19 protein-coding genes are annotated in these 18,780 nt (G+C 63.1%); 16 read left to right on the top strand and 3 right to left on the bottom strand.

The features are described 5' to 3' along the window. Positions 1-42: 42 nt before the first annotated feature. Together GPICK_RS15880 and GPICK_RS15875 are read right to left on the bottom strand one after the other, a co-directional pair. Complete coding sequence (locus GPICK_RS15880) at positions 43-1,104, bottom strand: threonine aldolase family protein (RefSeq protein WP_039744855.1); 1,062 nt, start codon at positions 1,102-1,104, stop codon at positions 43-45. Positions 1,105-1,134: 30 nt separating this feature from the next. Further along, positions 1,135-2,025: a DMT family transporter gene (locus tag GPICK_RS15875; protein ID WP_039744853.1), complete on the bottom strand. Its 891-nt coding sequence runs from the start codon at positions 2,023-2,025 to the stop codon at positions 1,135-1,137. A 200-nt stretch (positions 2,026-2,225) separates the two neighbouring features. Between GPICK_RS15875 and GPICK_RS15870 the strand changes: the two genes are divergently transcribed. The 6 genes from GPICK_RS15870 to GPICK_RS15845 all read left to right on the top strand — a co-directional run bounded on the left by GPICK_RS15870 (position 2,226) and on the right by GPICK_RS15845 (position 7,644). Next, positions 2,226-2,987: a basic amino acid ABC transporter substrate-binding protein gene (locus GPICK_RS15870; RefSeq protein ID WP_039744851.1), complete on the top strand. Its 762-nt coding sequence runs from the start codon at positions 2,226-2,228 to the stop codon at positions 2,985-2,987. After that, the gene (locus GPICK_RS15865) at positions 2,988-3,776 is read left to right on the top strand and encodes an amino acid ABC transporter permease (RefSeq protein WP_039744850.1); all 789 of its coding nucleotides are present in this window, start codon (positions 2,988-2,990) and stop codon (positions 3,774-3,776) included. Positions 3,777-3,786: 10 nt separating this feature from the next. Next, the gene (locus GPICK_RS15860; RefSeq protein ID WP_039745865.1) at positions 3,787-4,509 is read left to right on the top strand and encodes an amino acid ABC transporter ATP-binding protein; all 723 of its coding nucleotides are present in this window, start codon (positions 3,787-3,789) and stop codon (positions 4,507-4,509) included. Positions 4,510-4,642: 133 nt separating this feature from the next. Continuing rightward, positions 4,643-6,037 carry a membrane protein gene (locus GPICK_RS15855; RefSeq protein ID WP_039744849.1) on the top strand — a complete coding sequence of 465 codons (1,395 nt, stop codon included), beginning with the start codon at positions 4,643-4,645 and terminating at the stop codon, positions 6,035-6,037. A gap of 77 nt (positions 6,038-6,114) precedes the next feature. After that, positions 6,115-6,417, top strand: coding sequence for a hypothetical protein (locus GPICK_RS15850; protein WP_039744848.1), 303 nt, complete (start codon positions 6,115-6,117; stop codon positions 6,415-6,417). A gap of 39 nt (positions 6,418-6,456) precedes the next feature. After that, on the top strand, positions 6,457-7,644 hold the full coding sequence (locus tag GPICK_RS15845; RefSeq protein WP_039744847.1) for an ABC transporter substrate-binding protein: 1,188 nt from the start codon (positions 6,457-6,459) through the stop codon (positions 7,642-7,644). Between the two features lie 89 nt (positions 7,645-7,733). Here GPICK_RS15845 and GPICK_RS15840 read toward each other — a convergent pair whose 3' ends face one another. After that, a complete protein-coding gene (locus GPICK_RS15840) occupies positions 7,734-8,477 on the bottom strand; it encodes a FadR/GntR family transcriptional regulator (RefSeq protein WP_236685593.1) in 744 nt (247 codons plus the stop codon). Positions 8,478-8,657: 180 nt separating this feature from the next. Between GPICK_RS15840 and pruA the strand changes: the two genes are divergently transcribed. From pruA to GPICK_RS15790, 10 genes are all read left to right on the top strand, one after another. Next, the gene (gene pruA, locus GPICK_RS15835; protein ID WP_039744844.1) at positions 8,658-11,672 is read left to right on the top strand and encodes an L-glutamate gamma-semialdehyde dehydrogenase; all 3,015 of its coding nucleotides are present in this window, start codon (positions 8,658-8,660) and stop codon (positions 11,670-11,672) included. Between the two features lie 237 nt (positions 11,673-11,909). Next, positions 11,910-12,785 carry a branched-chain amino acid ABC transporter permease gene (locus tag GPICK_RS15830; protein WP_039744842.1) on the top strand — a complete coding sequence of 292 codons (876 nt, stop codon included), beginning with the start codon at positions 11,910-11,912 and terminating at the stop codon, positions 12,783-12,785. A gap of 7 nt (positions 12,786-12,792) precedes the next feature. Further along, positions 12,793-13,716 (top strand): branched-chain amino acid ABC transporter permease, encoded by a 924-nt coding sequence (locus tag GPICK_RS15825; protein ID WP_039744840.1) that lies wholly within the window; start codon positions 12,793-12,795, stop codon positions 13,714-13,716. A gap of 13 nt (positions 13,717-13,729) precedes the next feature. Then, entirely contained in the window at positions 13,730-14,500 is a 771-nt protein-coding gene (locus GPICK_RS15820; protein WP_039744838.1) for an ABC transporter ATP-binding protein, read from the top strand. A gap of 46 nt (positions 14,501-14,546) precedes the next feature. After that, entirely contained in the window at positions 14,547-15,251 is a 705-nt protein-coding gene (locus tag GPICK_RS15815; protein ID WP_039744836.1) for an ABC transporter ATP-binding protein, read from the top strand. 4 nt (positions 15,252-15,255) lie between these two features. Further along, positions 15,256-16,158 carry a DMT family transporter gene (locus GPICK_RS15810; RefSeq protein ID WP_039744835.1) on the top strand — a complete coding sequence of 301 codons (903 nt, stop codon included), beginning with the start codon at positions 15,256-15,258 and terminating at the stop codon, positions 16,156-16,158. 181 nt (positions 16,159-16,339) lie between these two features. Beyond that, complete coding sequence (locus GPICK_RS15805; RefSeq protein ID WP_039744834.1) at positions 16,340-16,552, top strand: GSU3473 family protein; 213 nt, start codon at positions 16,340-16,342, stop codon at positions 16,550-16,552. Positions 16,553-16,596: 44 nt separating this feature from the next. Continuing rightward, positions 16,597-17,310 (top strand): peroxiredoxin-like family protein, encoded by a 714-nt coding sequence (locus tag GPICK_RS15800; RefSeq protein ID WP_144400110.1) that lies wholly within the window; start codon positions 16,597-16,599, stop codon positions 17,308-17,310. A 220-nt stretch (positions 17,311-17,530) separates the two neighbouring features. Further along, a complete protein-coding gene (locus tag GPICK_RS15795) occupies positions 17,531-18,019 on the top strand; it encodes a cytochrome c3 family protein (protein WP_039744832.1) in 489 nt (162 codons plus the stop codon). Beyond that, positions 18,006-18,779, top strand: coding sequence for a 4Fe-4S dicluster domain-containing protein (locus tag GPICK_RS15790; RefSeq protein WP_039744831.1), 774 nt, complete (start codon positions 18,006-18,008; stop codon positions 18,777-18,779). The genes GPICK_RS15795 and GPICK_RS15790 overlap by 14 nt, the downstream gene beginning before the upstream one ends. Position 18,780: the final 1 nt, after the last annotated feature.

Below are 18,780 nucleotides of genomic sequence, written 5' to 3'. Positions count from 1 at the left end.
GTTGTCCTGCAGATTTTCCCGCCATGGGGCTCCATGCTGCCCCTAAGGTCCGACGGTCGCCGCCACTTCCCTCACGGCGGTGAGCAGCGCGTCCACGTCACTTTCGCTTGTCTCCCATGAACACATGAACCGGGCGCCACCGGAGCCGATGAAGGTGTAGAAGTGCCACCCGCGGTCGCGCAGACCTGCCAGGATGGGGGGGGGAATCTCCGCGAAGACGGAGTTGGCCTGACGCGGAAACATGATCCGCACGCCGTTCACCTGCCGCAGGCCGGCCTCCAGCCGGGCCGCGCAGTCGTTGGCGTGGGCCGCCCGTGTCAGCCAGGCGCCGCTTTCCAGCATGCCGATCCAGGGGGCGGCCAGGAAGCGCATCTTGGAGGCGAGCTGTCCCGCCTGCTTGCAGCGGTAGTCGAACTCGGTGGCGAGTTCGCGGTTGAAGAAGATCACCGCCTCCCCGACGGCCATCCCGTTTTTGGTCCCGCCGAAGCAGAGGACGTCGACCCCCGCCTTCCAGGTCAACTCCTTGGGGGGGACCCCCAGGGCGGCGACGGCATTGGCGAAGCGTGCGCCGTCCACGTGGAGCTTGAGGGAGAGGTGCTTCGCCCGGGCCCCGACTTCCTTCAGCTCATCCACCGAGTAGAGGGTGCCGACCTCCGTGGCCTGGGCGATGCTCAGGGCCTTGGGCTTGGGGTAGTGGATGTCGGTCCGGCGCCTGACCGTGTGCTCCACGGCGTCGAGGTCGACCTTGCCGTTGTCGCCGGGGACGAGGAGGACCTTGGTGCCGTTGGAAAAGAACTCCACCGCGCCGCATTCGTCGGTCTCCACGTGGGAAGTCTCGTGACAGACGATGCTGTGGTAGGAGTTGCAGAGAGAGGCGAGGGCGAGGGAGTTGGCCGCGGTCCCGTTGAAGACGAAGAAGACTTCGCAGTCCGTTTCGAAGAAATCCCGCAGCAGGGTGCAGGCGCGCGCCGTCCACGGGTCGTCGCCGTAGGAACAGGCGAAGCCGGTGTTGGCGGCGGCCATGGCCTCCAGCGCTTCCGGGCAGATGCCGGCGTAGTTGTCGCTGGCGAACTGGTAATGGTGGACCGTTTCATCTTTGTGCATGATTGTCACCTGTGAGGAGAATTGGGTGGGTCAGGCATCGGCGGTCCCCTTGACGGTGGGCGACAGCCGTGAGGATAACGCGGGGAGCTCGGAAACGACCATGCCGCCGAGGATGAGGAGCGCCCCGAGCAGCCCGAGGGTGCCGAGCCTCTCGCCGGCTGCCCACCAGGCGTAGGCCGCGGCGAAGACCGGCTCCAGGCAGAAGATGAGCGCGGTGTGGGAGGGGGTGAGAACCCGCTGCATGGTGGTCTGGACGAGGAAGGCGAAGACTGTGGCGAAGAGGGCGCAGATGATGAGCGCCCCGAGAATGCCCGGGTGCCAGACCAGGACCGGATGCCCCGACGCCGTGGCGCTGCCGAGACTCAGAAGCGCCACGGTGCCGAGTTGGATGGTGGTGAGCCAGCAGACGTCGTGATCCCGGGCGAAGGAGCCGGTGAGGATCAGGTGGAGCGAGATGCAGACCGCGCAGAGTGCCGCCAGGAGGTCTCCGAGGTTGAAGACGAGGGCGCCGTTGGTGCAGAGCAGGAAGAGCCCCGGCAGCGAGAGGGCCACCCCCGTCTTGACGGTGGCCGGGATCGCGTGGCGGAAGAAAAGCGACCCGAGAAGCGGCACGAGTACGACGCTCAGCCCGGTGAGAAAGCCGGTGTTGGAGGCGGTGGTGAACCGCAGGGCCATGGTCTGGAACGCGTAGGAGGCGAAGAGGAAGGCACCGAGGATCACGCCGCTGCGCACCGTGCCGAGGTCGAGGGGGGTGCGGCGGGCGAGACTCACGCCGGCCAGAAGCACGAATGCCGCCACGAACCGCTGGGCAAGGAAGACGAAGACATCGACCCGGGCCACGGCATCCTTCACGATGGTGAACGTTATCCCCCAGAAGAAGGTGGTCAGGATCAGGGCTGCGATGGCGCTGAATTTTTTCACAGTGAGTCCATTGTTTACAGAAAGGTGACAACTGGTTTGATATTTTTAAACATTTCCCCGTGAAAGTAAACTGATAATGCCGTCCGCGCGGCTGCCGCAATCGCAAAAACAATTGACATTACGGGCAAATAAATTTAAAAGTAGCCACGTTTAAAGCCCTGCTAAAGGGTTTTGAGTGCCATTAACAAAAGGGAGGAAGTATGAACATCATTCGCCGTGCCCTCACTCTGATCGCGCTGGTCGGCATCTGTTCCGTCTCCGCTGCTCCGCAGCAGGCTGCCGCCGCCGGAAAGCGGACCATTGCCGTCGCCACCGATGCCACCTGGCCGCCGATGGAGATGGTCGACGCCAACAAGAAGATCGTCGGGTTCGACATCGACCTGATGAACGCCATCGCCAAAGAGGCGGGTTTGACCGTTGAGTACAAGAATACGGCGTGGGACGGGATCTTTGCCGGCCTCACCGGCGGGCGCTATGACGCGATCATCTCCTCCGTGACCATCACCGACGAGCGCAAGAAGCAGTACGACTTTTCCGACCCCTACATCCAGATAGGCCAGATCCTCGTGGTCCCCAAGACCGAGGCCCGGGCGGCCAAGATCGCCGACCTCAAGGGGAAGAAGGTCGGGGCCCAGATCGGCACCACCGGCGCCTTCGAGATCAAGAAGGTCCAGGGCGTGGAGCTGAAGAACTATGACGAGATCGGCCTCGCCTTCGAAGACATGGCCGCCGGTCGCATCTCCGGCGTTGTCTGCGACGAGCCGACCGCCGCCCATTACGCCCTGCAGAAGGCCGAGTACAAGAACAAGTTCAAGATCGTCGGCAAGTCGTTCACCTCCGAGGCCTACGGCATCGTGGTCAAGAAGGGTGACAAAGAGCTCGTGGCGCTGCTCAACAAGGGGATCAAGGCCGTGCAGGCCAAGAAGATCGAAGATCAGCTCCGGAAGAAGTGGCTGAGATAAATGGCTGATCTCGAAAGGGCACGGCCTGCCATCGAAGTCGGCGACGGCGCCGCGATCCCGAGCAAAAGCGACATCGGTCTCTTCACCGCATGGCGCTTTGCCTTTTTCGGCGCCGTCATCCTTCTCGTCTACCTTGCGGTCACCAGGCCCGACCCGTATCTCGCTATCCTGAAGTTCGTCCCCGACGGCATCCTCGTCACCTTCGAGGTTACCGTCGGGGCCATTCTCCTGGCGCTGGTCATCGGCCTTGTCGCGGGACTTGGCCGGATCGCGTCCAACCGGCTCCTCAACGGCCTCGCCTCTCTCTACGTCGAGGTCATCCGCGGCATTCCGCTGCTCGTCCAGTTGTTCTACATCTACTACGCCCTCGGCCGTTTCGTCCATGTGCCGGACATCGCCAGCGCCATCGTTGCCATGGCGTTCTGTTACGGTGCCTACATGGGTGAGGTCTTCCGGGCGGGTATCCAGTCGATTCCCAAGGGGCAGATGGAGGCGGCGCGCTCCCTCGGCATGACCCGGGGGGAGGCGATGCGCCACGTCATCCTCCCCCAGGCGGTCAAGGTGGTCCTTCCCCCCATCGGCAACGAGTTCATCGCTCTGCTCAAGGATTCGTCCCTCGTCTCCATCCTGGCGGTGGCCGACATCCTTCGCCGCGGGCGAGAGTTCGCCTCGGAGAGCTTCACCTACTTCGAGACCTACACGGTGATCGCCCTGGTGTACCTGATCATCACCCTCTTTTTGTCTAAACTCATCGGAATCATGGAGGAGCGGATCAGTGCAGGGAATTGAACGCCGCGGCATGGTCGAGGTGCGGGACGTCGTCAAGCAGTACGGCTCCCTCAAGGCGCTGGACCGGGTTTCGTTCGACGTCCGCGACGGCGAAAAAGTGGTCATCATCGGTCCTTCCGGTTCGGGGAAGAGCACCCTCCTCCGGTCGCTGAACCGTCTCGAACAGATCGACGGCGGACGGATCATCGTGGACGGGATCGATCTCTACGACCCCCGGACCGACATCAACAAGCTGCGGGAAGAGGTCGGCATGGTGTTCCAGTCCTTCAACCTCTTCCCCCACAAAACGGTTCTCGAAAACATCACCCTGGCCCAACTCGTGGTCCGCAAACGGACGAAGCGGGAGGCCGCCGACAAGGCCATGACGCTCCTGCGGAAGGTGGGGCTTGCGGACAAGGCCGACGCCTACCCCGGCAAGCTTTCGGGGGGGCAGCAGCAGCGGGTCGCCATCGCCCGTTCACTTGCCATGGATCCGAAGCTGATGCTCTTCGACGAGCCGACCTCGGCCCTGGATCCGGAGATGATCGGCGAGGTGCTCGACGTCATGAAGAGCCTCGCCCGGGAAGGGATGACCATGGTGGTGGTCACCCACGAGATGGGGTTCGCCCGTGAGGTGGCCGACCGGGTCATCTTCATGGATTACGGAAAGATCGTGGAGGAGGGGACGCCGGAGCATTTCTTCACCAGCCCCACCCATGACCGGACCAGGCTTTTCCTGAGCCAGATTCTCTGAAGCTGCGGTCAGCGCGGCAACGAGGTCGCTTTTTTCATTGTGAAGGGAGGTGGTCGAGAGGGAATACCCGCCGAACGCAGGACCTTTCATGAGCATCACGATGCAATTTCAATCAACGAAGAAGGAGGAGTACATGGGATTCAAGAAGAAAGTCATCGTAGCATCTGCCACCGCTGCTCTGTCGGTTGCGGTCGCCGTCCCCGCCATGGCGCTGGAGAACGAGTTCCACGGGATGTACCGGCTGAACTCAGTGATTGACAACTTTAACGGCGATGGCCCCTACGACCCTGCAGGAAAAGACAAGAAGGCCCCGACGACAGCTTACTTCGAGCAGCGCGCGCGCCTGATGTACATCGCCAAGGCGAACGACGACCTGAAGCTGGTCACCCATTTCGAGATCGACTCCCGGTGGGGCGACAACTCCTACAACTCGAATGGCAAAACGAGGAATAACGGCGGAGCCATCGGCGCCGACCAGACCAACCTGGAGACCAAGAACATCTACCTCGACTTCAACATCCCCAAGGTTCCGGTCAACATGAAGGTCGGTATCCAGCCTTACAACGACTCGTTCAAGGGGATCATGTTCGACGCCGATATGGCCGGTGCCCTGGCGACGGCATCCTATGGCAAGTTCACCAACTCCATCGGCTTCTTCCGCTTCAACGACGACGGGCCGAACCTTGCTCCGAAGGTTGCCGCAGGCAAGCGGTCCCGCGACATGGTGGCCCTGGACGTCAAGTACCAGGCTGCTGCAAACGTGAAGGTCGGCGGCGCCTACTACATGATCAATGACGATCGTAATTTTGCAGCGACGCCGGGATTCCTCAACCAACAGGCGGGCAACACCAACATCACCCATACCCTCGGCCTCAATGCCGAGACCTCTTTCGGTCCGGTGACCCTGGACGGCTTCTTCGTCTACCAGTTCGGCAACCTTGAGGCCCCGGTCAACCGCCACATCAGCGCCTTTGCCGGCAACGTCGGCGCCCGCGTCAAGGCCGGGCCGGGGACGGCCCGCTCCGAGTTCCTCTACATCTCGGGCGACGGGGGGAATCAGACCTCCCACACCAGCAATGCCTTCCAGAGCGTCAACAGCGTCGACACGGAGCACGGGTTCTACAACGGTGATCTGCAGATCCTCTTCCGTGACCCCTACGCCATGACCACGGACAACGCCATCGTCTACTCCAGCAACAATCAGGACCAGGGGGTCGTTGCCGGCTTCATCGGCTATGACATGCCGTTTACCCCGAAACTCTCCGCAACCGTCAATGCCGGCTTCGCCGCCGTCGCCAAGGACAACCTGCACAAACCGACCAACCTGAAGACCGGTGCAGCCAACAGCAGCAACTACCTCGGCACCGAGGTCAGCACCCATGTCGACTACAAGGTCTACGATAACCTGACCGCCATTGCCCGGGGCGCCTACGTCATCCTCGGCGACTACTACAAGGGTGTCGCCCTGAACGGCGAAGATCCCCGCAACCCCTACATGGCGTCGATCATCCTCAATTACGTCTTCTAATGTCGCCAACCCGGCCGGGGAGGGAATCCCTCCCCGGCTCCCCCCAAACCACAGATTTGCGAACAGGAGGTTACCCCATGAAGAAGCTGGCCCTGCTGCTGATGACCGCCGTTGCCCTTTCCGCTGCCCCCGCCCTTGCCCAGGAGCACCAGATGGACGGGCACCAGATGACCAAGGAAGAGAAGGACATGTGCCTCCTCGCCTCCAAGAACTGTTCGAACGAGGTCGACTCCCTTCAGAAGAAGATCAAGAAGCTCAACGCCGAGATCAAGAAGGGGAAGAAGGTTTACTCCGCCGACGAGCTGAAGAAGCTCAATGACAAGCTCAAGGAAGCCAACGACATGGTCGACGTCCTGATGAAGCAGGGTGGCGGCCGGTAACTTTCCGTCCAGCGTGCAATCTTTTCAAGGAGGAGAACTATGAAGATTCGTAAGATCGGGTCGGTGCTGATGACCGCCGCCGTTGCGGCCGCCCTCGTGGCCGGCGCCGGCTGCAAGAAGAAGGAAGGGGGCGAAGCCGCCAAGTCCGCCGAAGGGAACACCGTCAAGATCGGGTTCCTCGGAGCCCTCACCGGCGACGTCGCCATGTTCGGCAAGCCGACCCTCGAGGGGATGAAGATGGCCGCCGACGAGATCAATGCCAAGGGGGGGATCAACGGCAAGAAGATCGAGATCGTCGAGGCCGACAACCGTGGCGACAAGCAGGAAGGGGCCTCGGTCACCCAGAAGCTGATCAGCCGTGACGGCGTCGTCGCCATCGTCGGCGACCCCACCACTGGCATTACCAAGGTTGCCGCCCCCATCGCCCAGAAGGCCCAGGTGGTCCTCATCTCCGCCGGCGCTACCGGCCCGGGCGTCGTGGAGAACGGTGACTTCATCTACCGCGACACCCTGCTCGACAGCGTCGCCATCCCGGCCTGCATCGACTTCTTCGCCAAGGACCTCGGCTACAAGAAGGTTGCGGTCATCACCTCCGACAACAACGACTACAGCGTCGGGCTTTCCCAGACCTTCCGCGATGCGGCGAAGGGGAAGGGGATCGAGATCGTTGCCGATGAGAAGGTGAAGGACGGCGACAAGGATTTCAGTGCCCAGATCACCAACATCAAGGCGAAGAAGCCCGATGTCATCTTCTTCTCCGGCTACTACACCGAAGGGGCCCTCATCATGAAAGAGGCCCGGAAGCAGGGGCTCAAGGCGAAGATGTTCGGCGGCGACGGCCTCTTCTCGCCGAAGCTCATCGAGCTTGGCGGCGATGCGGTGGAAGGGACCATGTCCGCCCTCGGCTTCTCCCCGGAGCAGGCCTCCCCGGCCACGGCGAAGTTCGTCGAGGCGTTCAAGGCGAAGCACAACGGCACCGAACCCGGCCTCTTCGACGCCCAGGGGTACGATGCGATCATGCTCATTGCCGACGCCATGAAGCGTGGCAACAGCACCGACCCGAAGGTGTTCAAGGCCGCCCTCGGCCAGACCAAGAACTTCGAAGGGGTCTCTGGCACCATCACCATCCGCGCCAACCGCGAGCCGATCAAGTCGCCGCTTGCCCTCCTCGAAGTGAAGGGTGGCAAGTACGTCCTCAAGGCCAAGGTTCCGGTCAAGATGGACTAGCATGAAAAAAGGCGCCGTTCGCGCGGCGCCTTGTCAGTGAAGACCCCGCAGGCGTTCCGTCCTGCGGGGTTTTTTTGTGCCGGAGCGGTTTACGCCGCCCCCCGCTGCTCCATCCGTTCATTGAAGCGCCGCACGTGGCCCCGGGCAAGCTCCGTCGCCCGGGCCGCCTCCCGCTCACCGACGGCGGCGACGATGTCGCGCAGATCCTGGTAGTTCTCCCGCAGCACCGACTCCTCCATCGGGAGGTAGCTCTCGTAGTAGGTGTGGATGTTGTGGTAGACCGTGGTGAGGACCGTGATGAAGAGGGGGTTGGCGGTGACTTCCGCCAGGGCGAGATGGAGCTCCTCGTCGGTGCGGACGAACGCGTCCCAGAACGGTTCGCCTTGGTCGAGGTGCTGGCCGGCGCGTTCCAGCAGATCGCGGAGCCGCCCGATGTCTCCCTCCGTGGCCCGCTCCGCGGCCAATCCCGCCACGATCCCCTCGACCCCTTCCCGGAACTCGGCCAGTTTGCTCAGCGGCACCTTCTGGTAGCGAATCAGAAGCGCCAGGCTTTCGCTTACCTGTTCGGTGGAAACCCCCTTGATGACGGAGCCGCCCGCCACGCCGGTCCGGATCTCGATGAGTCCCTTCTGCTCCAGGACCCGCAGCGCCTCCCTGAGGGTCCCCCGGCTGACGTTGAACTCCTCCTGAAGCTTCCGCTCGGCGGGGAGCTGGTCACCCGCCTTGAGCCGCCCTTCGACGATGGCGTCCTGGATCTGATCTACCACATCCTGAAAAATCCGGTTCTGCTTGGCCTTGCGAAACATCCGGCGCTCCTCCCGTTGCATCGTCATGATGCAGGGTTACAATGGTCGTACCTTTATAGCACTCCGTCCGGGGCAATTCAAACCATACCACAATCGATGCATAATTCTAATGGTTAAACCATTGACAGAAATTTTGTCCGATGGTAGATGTTGTCCCATGGACACGGTCCGTGTCGGCACACCGCTATGCAGCAAAGGAGCAAGCCCATGCAGAACAGCGATCTGAACGCCAGAATCGTCGCCCGCGGCAAGGAATTCTTCTCCACCATCTCCGGCGAGAAGCCCTCCCTCTTCAACAAGGGGGCCTGGATGGGGAAGGTGATGGACTGGAGCATGAAGAACGAGCAGTTCAAGATCCAGATGTTCCGGTTCGTGGACGTCTTTCCTTCTCTCACCACCAGCAAGCTCCTGACGGAGCATATCCGCGAGTACTTCGGGGCCGAGCAGGATATGCCTGCCTTCATGGCCACCGGGGCCAAGGTGGCCGGGATGCTCGGCTCCCTCGGCGGAGCCGTGCTGAACAAGGTGCTCACCTCCAACATTGAGGAGATGGCGCGGCAGTTCATCGTCGGCGAGAATACGAAGGAGGCGGTGAAGAATCTTGAGAAGCTGAGAAAAGAGGAGTTTGCCGCTGTGGTGGACGTGCTCGGCGAGGCGACCCTGTCGGAGGCGGAAGCCGAGGTCTACACCACCACCTATCTGGAGCTCCTGGAGGCCCTTAAGAAAGAGCAGGGAAGCTGGAAGGGGTTGCCGGGCACGGGGGGCGATCCGAACCTCGACTGGGGCCATGCTCCCAAGGTCAACGTGGCGGTGAAGCCAACGGCGCTCTTCTGCCTCGCCAATCCCCAGGATTTCGAGGGGTCGGTGGTTGCCATCCTGAACCGGATGCGCCGCATCTTCCAGAAGGTGATGGAGCTGAACGGCTTCCTCTGTATCGACATGGAGTCATACCGCCACAAGGAGATCACCCTGGAGGTCTTCCGGCGCCTCAAGCTGGAGTACCCGGCCTATCCCCACCTCGGCATCGTGCTCCAGGCCTACCTGAAGGATACGGACAGGGATCTGGACGCTCTTCTCGCCTGGGCGAAGGAGCGCGGGGTCCAGATCTCCATCCGCCTCGTGAAGGGGGCCTACTGGGACTACGAGACGGTGAAGGCGAAGCAGAACGACTGGGAGATCCCGGTCTGGACCATCAAGGCCGAGAGCGATGCCGCCTATGAGCGCCAGGCGCGCCGGATTCTGGAGAACCACCGGATCTGCCACTTTGCCTGCGCCTCCCACAACATCCGGACCATCTCCGCGGTGATGGAGATGGCGAAGGAGCTGAACGTGCCGGAGGAGCGCTACGAGTTCCAGGTCCTCTACGGGATGGCCGAGCCGGTGCGCAAGGGGATCCTCAAGGTGGCCGGCCGCATCCGCCTCTACTCCCCTTACGGCGACATGGTGCCGGGGATGGGGTACCTGGTCCGGCGGCTCCTGGAGAACACTGCAAACGAGTCGTTCCTGCGCCAGAGCTTTGCCGAGGATGCCCAGGTCGAGCGGCTCCTGGAGGACCCAGTCGCCACGGCCGAGCGGGAGCGGGCCGCCCGGGCGGCGAAACCGAAGAAGGAGCGGAAAGGCCCCGGCGGAGTTCCCCCCTTCGAGAACGAGGCCATGGTGGACTTCACTCGCGCCGACCACCGCACCGCCTTCCCGGCCGCCATCGCCCAGGTCCGGAGCCAGCTCGGCGAGAACTATCCGCTCTTTATCAACGGCCGGGAGATCCGGACCAGCGACCTGATCCCCACGGTGAACCCCAACAAACCGTCTGAAGTCCTCGGGGAGATCTGCCAGGCCGGGACCACGGAGGTGGGGGACGCCATCGTCGCCGCCAAGGCCGCATTCCCGGCATGGCGCGACACCGACCCGCGGAGCCGGGCCGAGTACCTGCTGAAGGCGGCCCGGGCGGCCCGGAAGCGGAGCTTCGAGCTCTCCGCCTGGCAGGTCCTGGAGATCGGCAAGCAGTGGGACCAGGCCTACGCCGACGTCACCGAGGCGATCGACTTTCTCGAATACTACGCCCGGGAGATGATCCGGCTCGGCTCTCCCCGGCGGGTGGGGCACGCCCCGGGGGAGCTGAACCACTACCTCTACGAGCCCAAGGGGGTGGCAGCGGTCATCGCCCCGTGGAACTTCCCCCTGGCCATCAGCATGGGGATGGTTTCGGCGGCCATCGTCACCGGCAACTGCGTCGTCTTCAAGCCGTCGGGGATCACCTCCATCATCGGCTGGCACCTGGTGGAGCTCTTCCGGGAGGCGGGGCTTCCCGACGGGGTCTTCAACTACACGCCGGGGCGCGGTTCGGTCATGGGTGACTACCTGGTGGATCACCAGGACGTGAGCCTCATCGCCTTCACCGGCTCCATGGAGACGGGGTTGCGGATCATCGAGCGGGCGGCAAAGGTCCATCCGGGCCAGGCCAACGTGAAGAAGATCATTGCCGAGATGGGGGGGAAGAACGCCATCATCATCGACGACGACGCCGATCTGGACGAGGCGGTACCGCATGTCCTCTACTCGGCCTTCGGCTTCCAGGGGCAGAAGTGCTCCGCCTGCTCCCGGGTCATCGTGCTGGACGCGGTCTACGAAAAGTTCGTGGAACGTCTCGTCTCCATGGCGAAGGCGACCCAGGTGGGCCCCTCGGAGGACCCCACCTACTACATGGGGGCCGTGGCCGACGACAAGGCCCAGAAGAGTATCCGGGAGTACGCCGAGATTGGGAAGCGGGAAGGGCATCTCCTCTACGAGAGCCCGGTGCCGGCAGGGGAGGGGTACTACGTCCCCATGACCATCATCGGCGGCATCAAGCCCGAGCACCGCATCGCCCAGGAGGAGATCTTCGGGCCGGTCCTGGCGGTGATGAGGGCCAAGGACTTCGACCAGGCCATCGAGTGGGCCAATTCCACCCGCTTCGCCCTCACCGGCGGGATCTTCAGCCGCAGCCCCGAGCACCTGGCCAAGGCCCGGCGGGAGTTCCGGGTGGGGAACCTCTACATCAACCGGAACAACACCGGCGCCCTCGTGGAGCGGCAGCCCTTCGGCGGCTCGCGGATGTCCGGGGTCGGCACCAAGGCGGGGGGGCCGGACTACCTCCTCCACTTCATGGACCCGCGGGTGGTGACCGAAAACACCATGCGGCGGGGCTTCGCTCCCATCGAAGAGGACGACGACTGGATCGCCTAGTTTTTCCCTCCGGGGGCAGGGGTTCGAACCTGCCCCCGTTTTTTGTCCCGCCATACAAAATTTCGACAGAATCAACACAAAGTTGATACTTCCGCTTGCACAATCTCCGGGCACTGTGGTATACATGTCGGACCTGTCGAGGCTTTTTCCTGTGCCCAGTGCAGCGCACCGTCCCGAGCCCTCGCTCCAAAGTCGCACCAAATCCACTCAAAAATATCCGCGCAGAGAGGAACGCGCATGCTCCTGCAGCAGCTTATCAACGGGATCGCCCTGGGCAGCACCTACGCGCTCATTGCCCTGGGCTACACGATGGTGTACGGCATCATCGCGCTCATCAACTTCGCCCACGGCGAGATCTTCATGGCCGGCGCCTTCGTCGGGCTCTTCATGGTCACGATCCTCAAGCTCAACATCTTCGTGGCCATGGCCGGCGCCATGGTCTTCTGCATGGTGATGGGGGTAGTGATCGAACAGATCGCCTACCGTCCGCTACGGAAGTCGTCGCGGCTTTCGGCCCTCATCTCCGCCATCGGGGTCTCTATCTTTCTTTCCACCCTCGCCCTCATGGTCTTTGGCGCCGATGCCAAGGGGTATCCCGACAACGCCTTCCCGGTGCGCCAGATCAAGCTCTTCGGGGCGGAGATCTCCACCCTGCAACTCCTGATCATCGGCGTTTCCGCCGCGCTCATGCTCGGCCTCGAGTTCATCGTCCAGAAGACCAAGACCGGCAAGGCGATGCGGGCCACCTCCGAGGATTACAACACTGCCGCCCTCATGGGGATCAACGTCAACCGGATCATCTCCTTCACCTTCGCCCTCGGCTCCGCCCTGGCGGCGGCGGGCGGGGTCCTCGTCGGCCTTCTCTTCAATGCCGTGAGCTTCAACATGGGACTCATGGCGGGCCTCAAGGCCTTCTCCGCGGCGGTTCTCGGGGGGATCGGCTCCATCCCCGGCGCCATGCTCGGCGGGCTTTTGCTGGGGGTGGCCGAGGTCTTCGGTGTCGCGGCGGGCTTTTCGTCGTACCGCGACGCCATCGCCTTCGCGATCCTCGTCCTCGTGCTCCTGGTGAAGCCGACGGGACTTCTCGGGCAGAAAATCCAGAAAAAGGTGTAACGAACATATGGGTGAGGCTCTGCAGCACATCGTCGCCCTGGTGGATCCCTATATCCTCCAGATCGTGGTCAATATCGGGATCGCCATCGTTCTGGCCCTGGGGCTGAACGTCATCACCGGGATCACCGGCCAGCTCTCCCTTGGCCACGCCGCCTTCATGAGCATCGGCGCCTTTGCCAGTGCGCTCATTGCGACCAAGCTGGCGCTCCCCTACGGCCTGAATATCCTCTGTTCGGGACTGGTGGCCGCCGCCATCGGGGCCGCCATAGGGTACCCGATCCTGCGCCTCACCGGCGATTACCTCGCCATCTGCACCCTGGGCTTCGCGGAGATCGTGAAGGTTGTCTTCCTCAACCTCGACGTCACCAACAAGGCCCTCGGCCTCACGGTTCCGCCCCCCAAGTCGGTGATCCCGATGCCGTTCTACGTCTGGGGGGTGGCGATCCTCGCTATCATGTTCGTCTGCTTCATGAAGGAGTCCCGCTTCGGCCGGGCCCTCAAGGCGATCCGCGACGACGAGATCGCCGCCGAAGCCATGGGGATCAACATCACCCGCTACAAGATCCAATCCTTCGCCGTCGGCTCCTTCCTGGCCGGGGTGGGGGGGAGCCTCTACGCCCACTTCATCAACTACATCAACCCGTCGGACTTCGGCTTCCTGAAATCGGTCGACATCCTGAGCATGATGGTCCTCGGCGGTCTCGGGAGCATCGCCGGCACGGTCTTCGGCGCCTCGGTGCTGGCCGCCGCACCGGAGTTCCTCCGCTTCATGTCCCAGTACCGGATGCTCGTCTACGGGGGGCTGCTGGTCTTCATGATGGTGTTTCGCCCCAACGGGCTCCTCGGCGGGGTGAACTTCACCGAACTCGTGCTCCGCAGCTTCGGAAAGAAGCCGAAGACCGCGGAGATAACCGAACGTCACAGACAGTAACGGGACTGCAACCATGTCGCTGCTCAAACTCGATAACGTAACGATCCGCTTCGGCGGCCTGGTGGCCGTGGACAGCGTCAACCTGACGGTGGAGAAGGGGGAGATCCTCTCCCTCATCGGCCCCAACGGTGCTGGCAAGAGCACCATGTTCAACCTGATCACCGGTATCTACGCCCCCACCGAAGGGACCATCACCTTCAAGGGAGAGCGGATCAGCGGCGCGAAGACCCACCGGATCGCCGCGGCGGGCATCGGCCGCACCTTCCAGAACATCCGTCTCTTCGCCGAGCAGTCGGTCCTCGACAACGTCCTGATCGGCGCCCATACCCGCGGTTCGTGGAATCTGACCGGCGCCCTCATGAAAGTCGCCCCCTGGGTCCGCAAGGAGGAGGGGGAGCTGGCCGAGTGGGCCATCGAGTGCCTCAATCAGGTGGACCTTGCCCACCGCGCCTATGAGATGGCGGTGAACCTCCCCTACGGCGAGCAGCGCCGCCTGGAGATCGCCCGGGCCCTGGCCCTCAAGCCCGACCTGATCCTCCTGGACGAGCCGGCGGCCGGCATGAACCCGCAGGAGAAACAGGTGCTGCTGGAGATGGTGAAGAAGATCCGCGCCACCGGCGTCACCGTTTTCCTCGTGGAGCACGACATGAAGTTCGTCATGGGGCTCTCCGACCGGATCGCGGTCCTCGACTACGGGGTCAAGATCGCCGAGGGGAAACCGGAGGAGATCCGCGCCAATCCCCAGGTGATTGAGGCCTATCTCGGCAAAGGGGCGACACATTAAGCCTGGCGCCGCAAAAAAATAACGTTCCGCGATAAGGAATAGAAGCATGCTTGTTGTCGAAAACCTCTCCGTCAGCTACAAGGCCATCAAGGCCCTCGTCAACCTCTCATGCCGGGTGGAGAAGGGGGAGATCGTCGCCCTCATCGGCGCCAACGGCGCGGGGAAGACCACGACCCTCAACACCATATCCGGCATCTTCCCGGCAGCGGCGGGGAGTGTGGTCTTCGAGGACGAGGATATCACCAGGGTCCCCCCCCACGAGATCGTCAAGCGGGGGATCTGCCAGGTCCCCGAGGGGCGGCGGGTCTTCGCCAAGATGAGCGTTCTTGAGAACCTGGAGATGGGGGCCTACATCCGCAGCGACCGCAAGGGGATCGCGGAGGAGATGGACCGGATCTTCCACCTCTTCCCCCGTCTGGCGGAGCGGCGCAAGCAGCTGGCCAAGACCCTCTCGGGGGGAGAGCAGCAGATGCTCGCCATGGGGCGGGCGCTCATGTCCCAGCCGCGCCTCCTCCTCCTCGACGAACCCTCCATGGGGCTGGCGCCGATGCTCGTCGAGAAGATCTTCGAGATCATCCAGGAGATCAACAAGGCCGGCACCACGATCATGCTCGTGGAGCAGAACGCCCACATGGCCCTCTCCATCGCCCATCGCGCCTACGTGCTGGAGACCGGCGAAGTCGTGCTCCAGGGCCCGGCAAAAGAGCTTGCGGAGAATCCGGAAGTGAGGAAGGCCTACCTGGGAGAGTAGTTCCGTGACCGACCACCACCCCGCAAAGCCGTGGATCAACCCCTACCTGGCCGTCCTGGTAGGGGTTTTTGCCGTCTCCTTCTCGGCCCTTTTCGTGCGGCTGGCAACCGCACCGCCGGTCATCATCGCCACCTACCGCCTCCTCTTCACCTTTCTCCTTCTGGCACCCCTCTCGGCACTCGAGCGGTTTTCCGGCGTGCGCCGGATGAGCTGGCGCCAGCGGGGCCTTGCCGCCGCCAGCGGCGTCTTTCTCGCCCTCCACCTCGTCACCTGGTTCATCTCCCTGAATTACACGAGCGTCGCCAGTTCGGTGGTGATCGTGACTATCCAACCGGTCTTCGTGGTGCTCGGTTCCTGGCTCTTCTTCAGCGAGAAGGTGCCGCGCCTCGCATTGGTCGGGGGGGGGCTTGCCCTGCTGGGGAGCGTCGTCATCGGCGCCGGCGACTTCCAGGCAGGGATGGAGGCCCTTTGGGGGGATCTCCTGGCCCTGGCGGCCGCCATCTTCGTTTCAGGATACCTCCTCATCGGCCGCCGCCTGCGGGCCGGCGTCGAGATCCACGGCTACACCTTCGTCACCTACGGAGCGAGCTCCCTCGTCCTGGTGGTGGCGAGCGCCGCGACCCGAGCGCCGTTCCATCCCTACCCTCTCCGCGACTGGCTCCTCTTCCTGGCTCTGGCGGCGGTCTGCACGGTTCTGGGGCATACCGTCTTCAACTGGGTGCTCCGCTACGTCCAGGCCTCCGTCGTGTCGGTCAGCATCCTCGGCGAGCCCATCGGGGCCATCATCTGGGCCTCCCTCTTTCTGGGGGAGAACCCGACGCCGCGGCAGCTGGCCGGGGGCGCCTTCATCTTCTCCGGACTGTTCCTCTTTACCCGCGTGACGGCTCGTCAGAAAAGCGTCTCCTGACCGCCCTTTTTCCCACCACGGCGCCCCTCCTCACCCTTCACACCTCAGTCGCGCGCTGAAGCGCTTCCCACAGATGCCGCCGGGCCTCCGGTCCGGTCCGGTTTGACAGGGGGGTTCCCGGTGCTAAAATGGAGGCAAATCGACCGTTTCCGCCCAGTTTTCCCGAAGGGAGGTTACGCGGATGCTCATTCGAGTCCGGTACACCGACGACAGCTACGATATGATCAAGCCGTGGCGGCTGCAGGAGTTCATCTCCTCGGGGAGGATTGCGGCGTTTCTGCGCTCGGACGGATGGGTCGCCGTGTCGCGTGACCCGCTGCGGCGGGGGAACGACCGGCGGTATTCGGGGCCCGAACGGCGCCGCCGGGACAACAATACCTACGAGGCCGCCTGACAGGACGGTTTTGGCGGTTCGGCACCGTCTTTCCCCCTCCGGGGATGCGGCTGCGGAAGGGGGGAGGGACCGTGTCCGATGACGTATCAAAACTGACCGTTGACCTGCAGAAGGAACTGGACGAACTGCGGGAAAGCTATCTGGCCAAGACCCCCGCCGATGTCTCCGAGACGATGCGCAAGGCGACGGAGGAGCTCCTCCTTTCCGGCATCACCGCTCGCGTCCTGAAGGTGGGGGCGCGTTCCCCCGATTTTTCCCTCCCCAATGCCGTGGGAAAGGAGATTCGCCTCTCGGCCGCGCTTCCCCGCGGCGCGGCGGTGATCACCTTTTACCGCGGCGCCTGGTGACCGTACTGCAGCCTGCAGTTGCGGGCCTATCAGAAGATCCTCCCCGAGCTCCGGTCGCTGGGGGGTGAACTCTTCGCCATCTCACCCCAAACCCCCGACAAATCCCAGGCGACGCTCCTCAAGAATTTCCTCCAGTACGAGGTGTTGAGCGACGTCGGCAACGACGTGGCCCGTCGCTTCGGCCTGGTCTATCCGGTCGCCGCGGAGGTGCGTAAAATCTACCTCGGGTTCGGCGTTGATCTCGCCGAGTATAACGGCGACGAATCGTGGGAACTGCCGCTCCCCGGCACGTTCATCGTGGACCGCTCGATGACCGTCCGCCTCTCGTTCGTGGATGCCGACTATACGAAACGGCTGGAGCCGGCGGTGATCCTCGACACCCTGCGGACAATCGGCCCCGCTGCGACGTGACAGTCGTCCCCCCTTGAGCCCAAAAGGAGAGCCGGGAGGGGGAGCGGCAATCATGAATTTCGCACCAATAGCTATAACAAAGTTATATTTTATTGCTTTGTGTTGTGTGTGAATTTGATACTTGCAGACTGTTTAGGTATAATACGTAAAACGATGTGTTGAAATTGTACGGATACGGCCACAGTGTGCTCCGCCCATCCCCGCCAAGAAGGAGTTCCCGGTGAAAAGTCATGTCTGGCGACCCCTGTTCGTCGCAGTCGGCCTCGTGGCGCTGATCCTTCTGGCACGCCACGTTCTCGTGCCGAAAGATTTCGGTGTGGGGGAGCGGGGATACATGTACGGCTGGCATCGGGAAGGGAACGAGGCGGAGTGGAAGGCCGTCACCGTTAAGTACCGGACCACAGCCTACTGCCGGGAGTGTCACGGGGAAAAGGTGGAGAGCATCGGCCGCTCGCCCCACGGTGCCATTGCCTGCGAGAACTGCCACGGCCCCGCCCTCGGCCATCCGAAGGACCCGCCCACCCTCACCATCGACCGCAGCCGCACGCTCTGCATCCGCTGCCATGCGAAGCTCGACACGCCGTCGAGTGGCAGGGCGCGGATCCGCGGCATCAATCCCGAAACCCACAACCCCGGGGCTGAATGCAGCCTCTGCCACGACCCCCACCATCCGAACCTGGAGGAGCTGAAACGCCATGGACAGACGTGAGTTTCTCAAGCGGAGCATGCTGGTCGTGGCCGGTCTGGCGGTGCCGGCCGCGGCTTTGGAACTGATTGACCCGGAGCGTCTCCTCGCCGCCCGGCCCGAGCTTCGCTGGGCCTTCCTCGTGGATGCTTACGCCTGTGTCGGCTGCGGCTTCTGCGTGAAGGCGTGCAAGCTCGAGAACGAGGTTCCCTATGACGCCAACGTCTCCCGGACCTGGGTGGAGCGCTACGTGGTGAAGAGGGACGGCAGCGTCCTGATCGATTCCCCCCGGGCTGCCCGTGACGGGTTCACGACCGGAAAGATCGAGTTGGGGGAGGGGAAGTACGCCGAGGTTCCCGCCGGCGAGATCGAAAAGTCGTTCTTCGTGCCGAAGCTCTGCAACCAATGCGAGAATCCGCCGTGCGTGCAGGTCTGCCCCGTGGGGGCCACCTACCAGACGGCCGACGGGGTGGTGCTCGTGGACCGGAAGTGGTGCATCGGTTGCGGCTACTGCATCATGGGGTGTCCCTACGGCGTCCGCTTCTTCCACCCGGTTCACCACGTGGCCGAGAAGTGCAACTTCTGCTATCACCGGATCTCCAGGGGGATGAAGAGTGCCTGTGTCGATGCCTGCCCCTTCGGCGCCCGAAAGATCGGCAACCTCCGTGACCCCGACGATCCGGTGACGAAGACGGTCCTCGCCGGCCGGGTCGGCATCCTCAAGGAGGAGTACGGAACCAAGCCCCAGGTCTACTACGTGGGGCTCACCAGGGAGGTACGCTAGC

Source organism: Geobacter pickeringii (assembly GCF_000817955.1).
Classification (GTDB): Bacteria; Desulfobacterota; Desulfuromonadia; order Geobacterales; family Geobacteraceae; genus Geobacter; species Geobacter pickeringii.
Note: the sequence above shows the minus strand (reverse complement) of the source record. Positions and strands in the feature narration are given on the sequence as shown.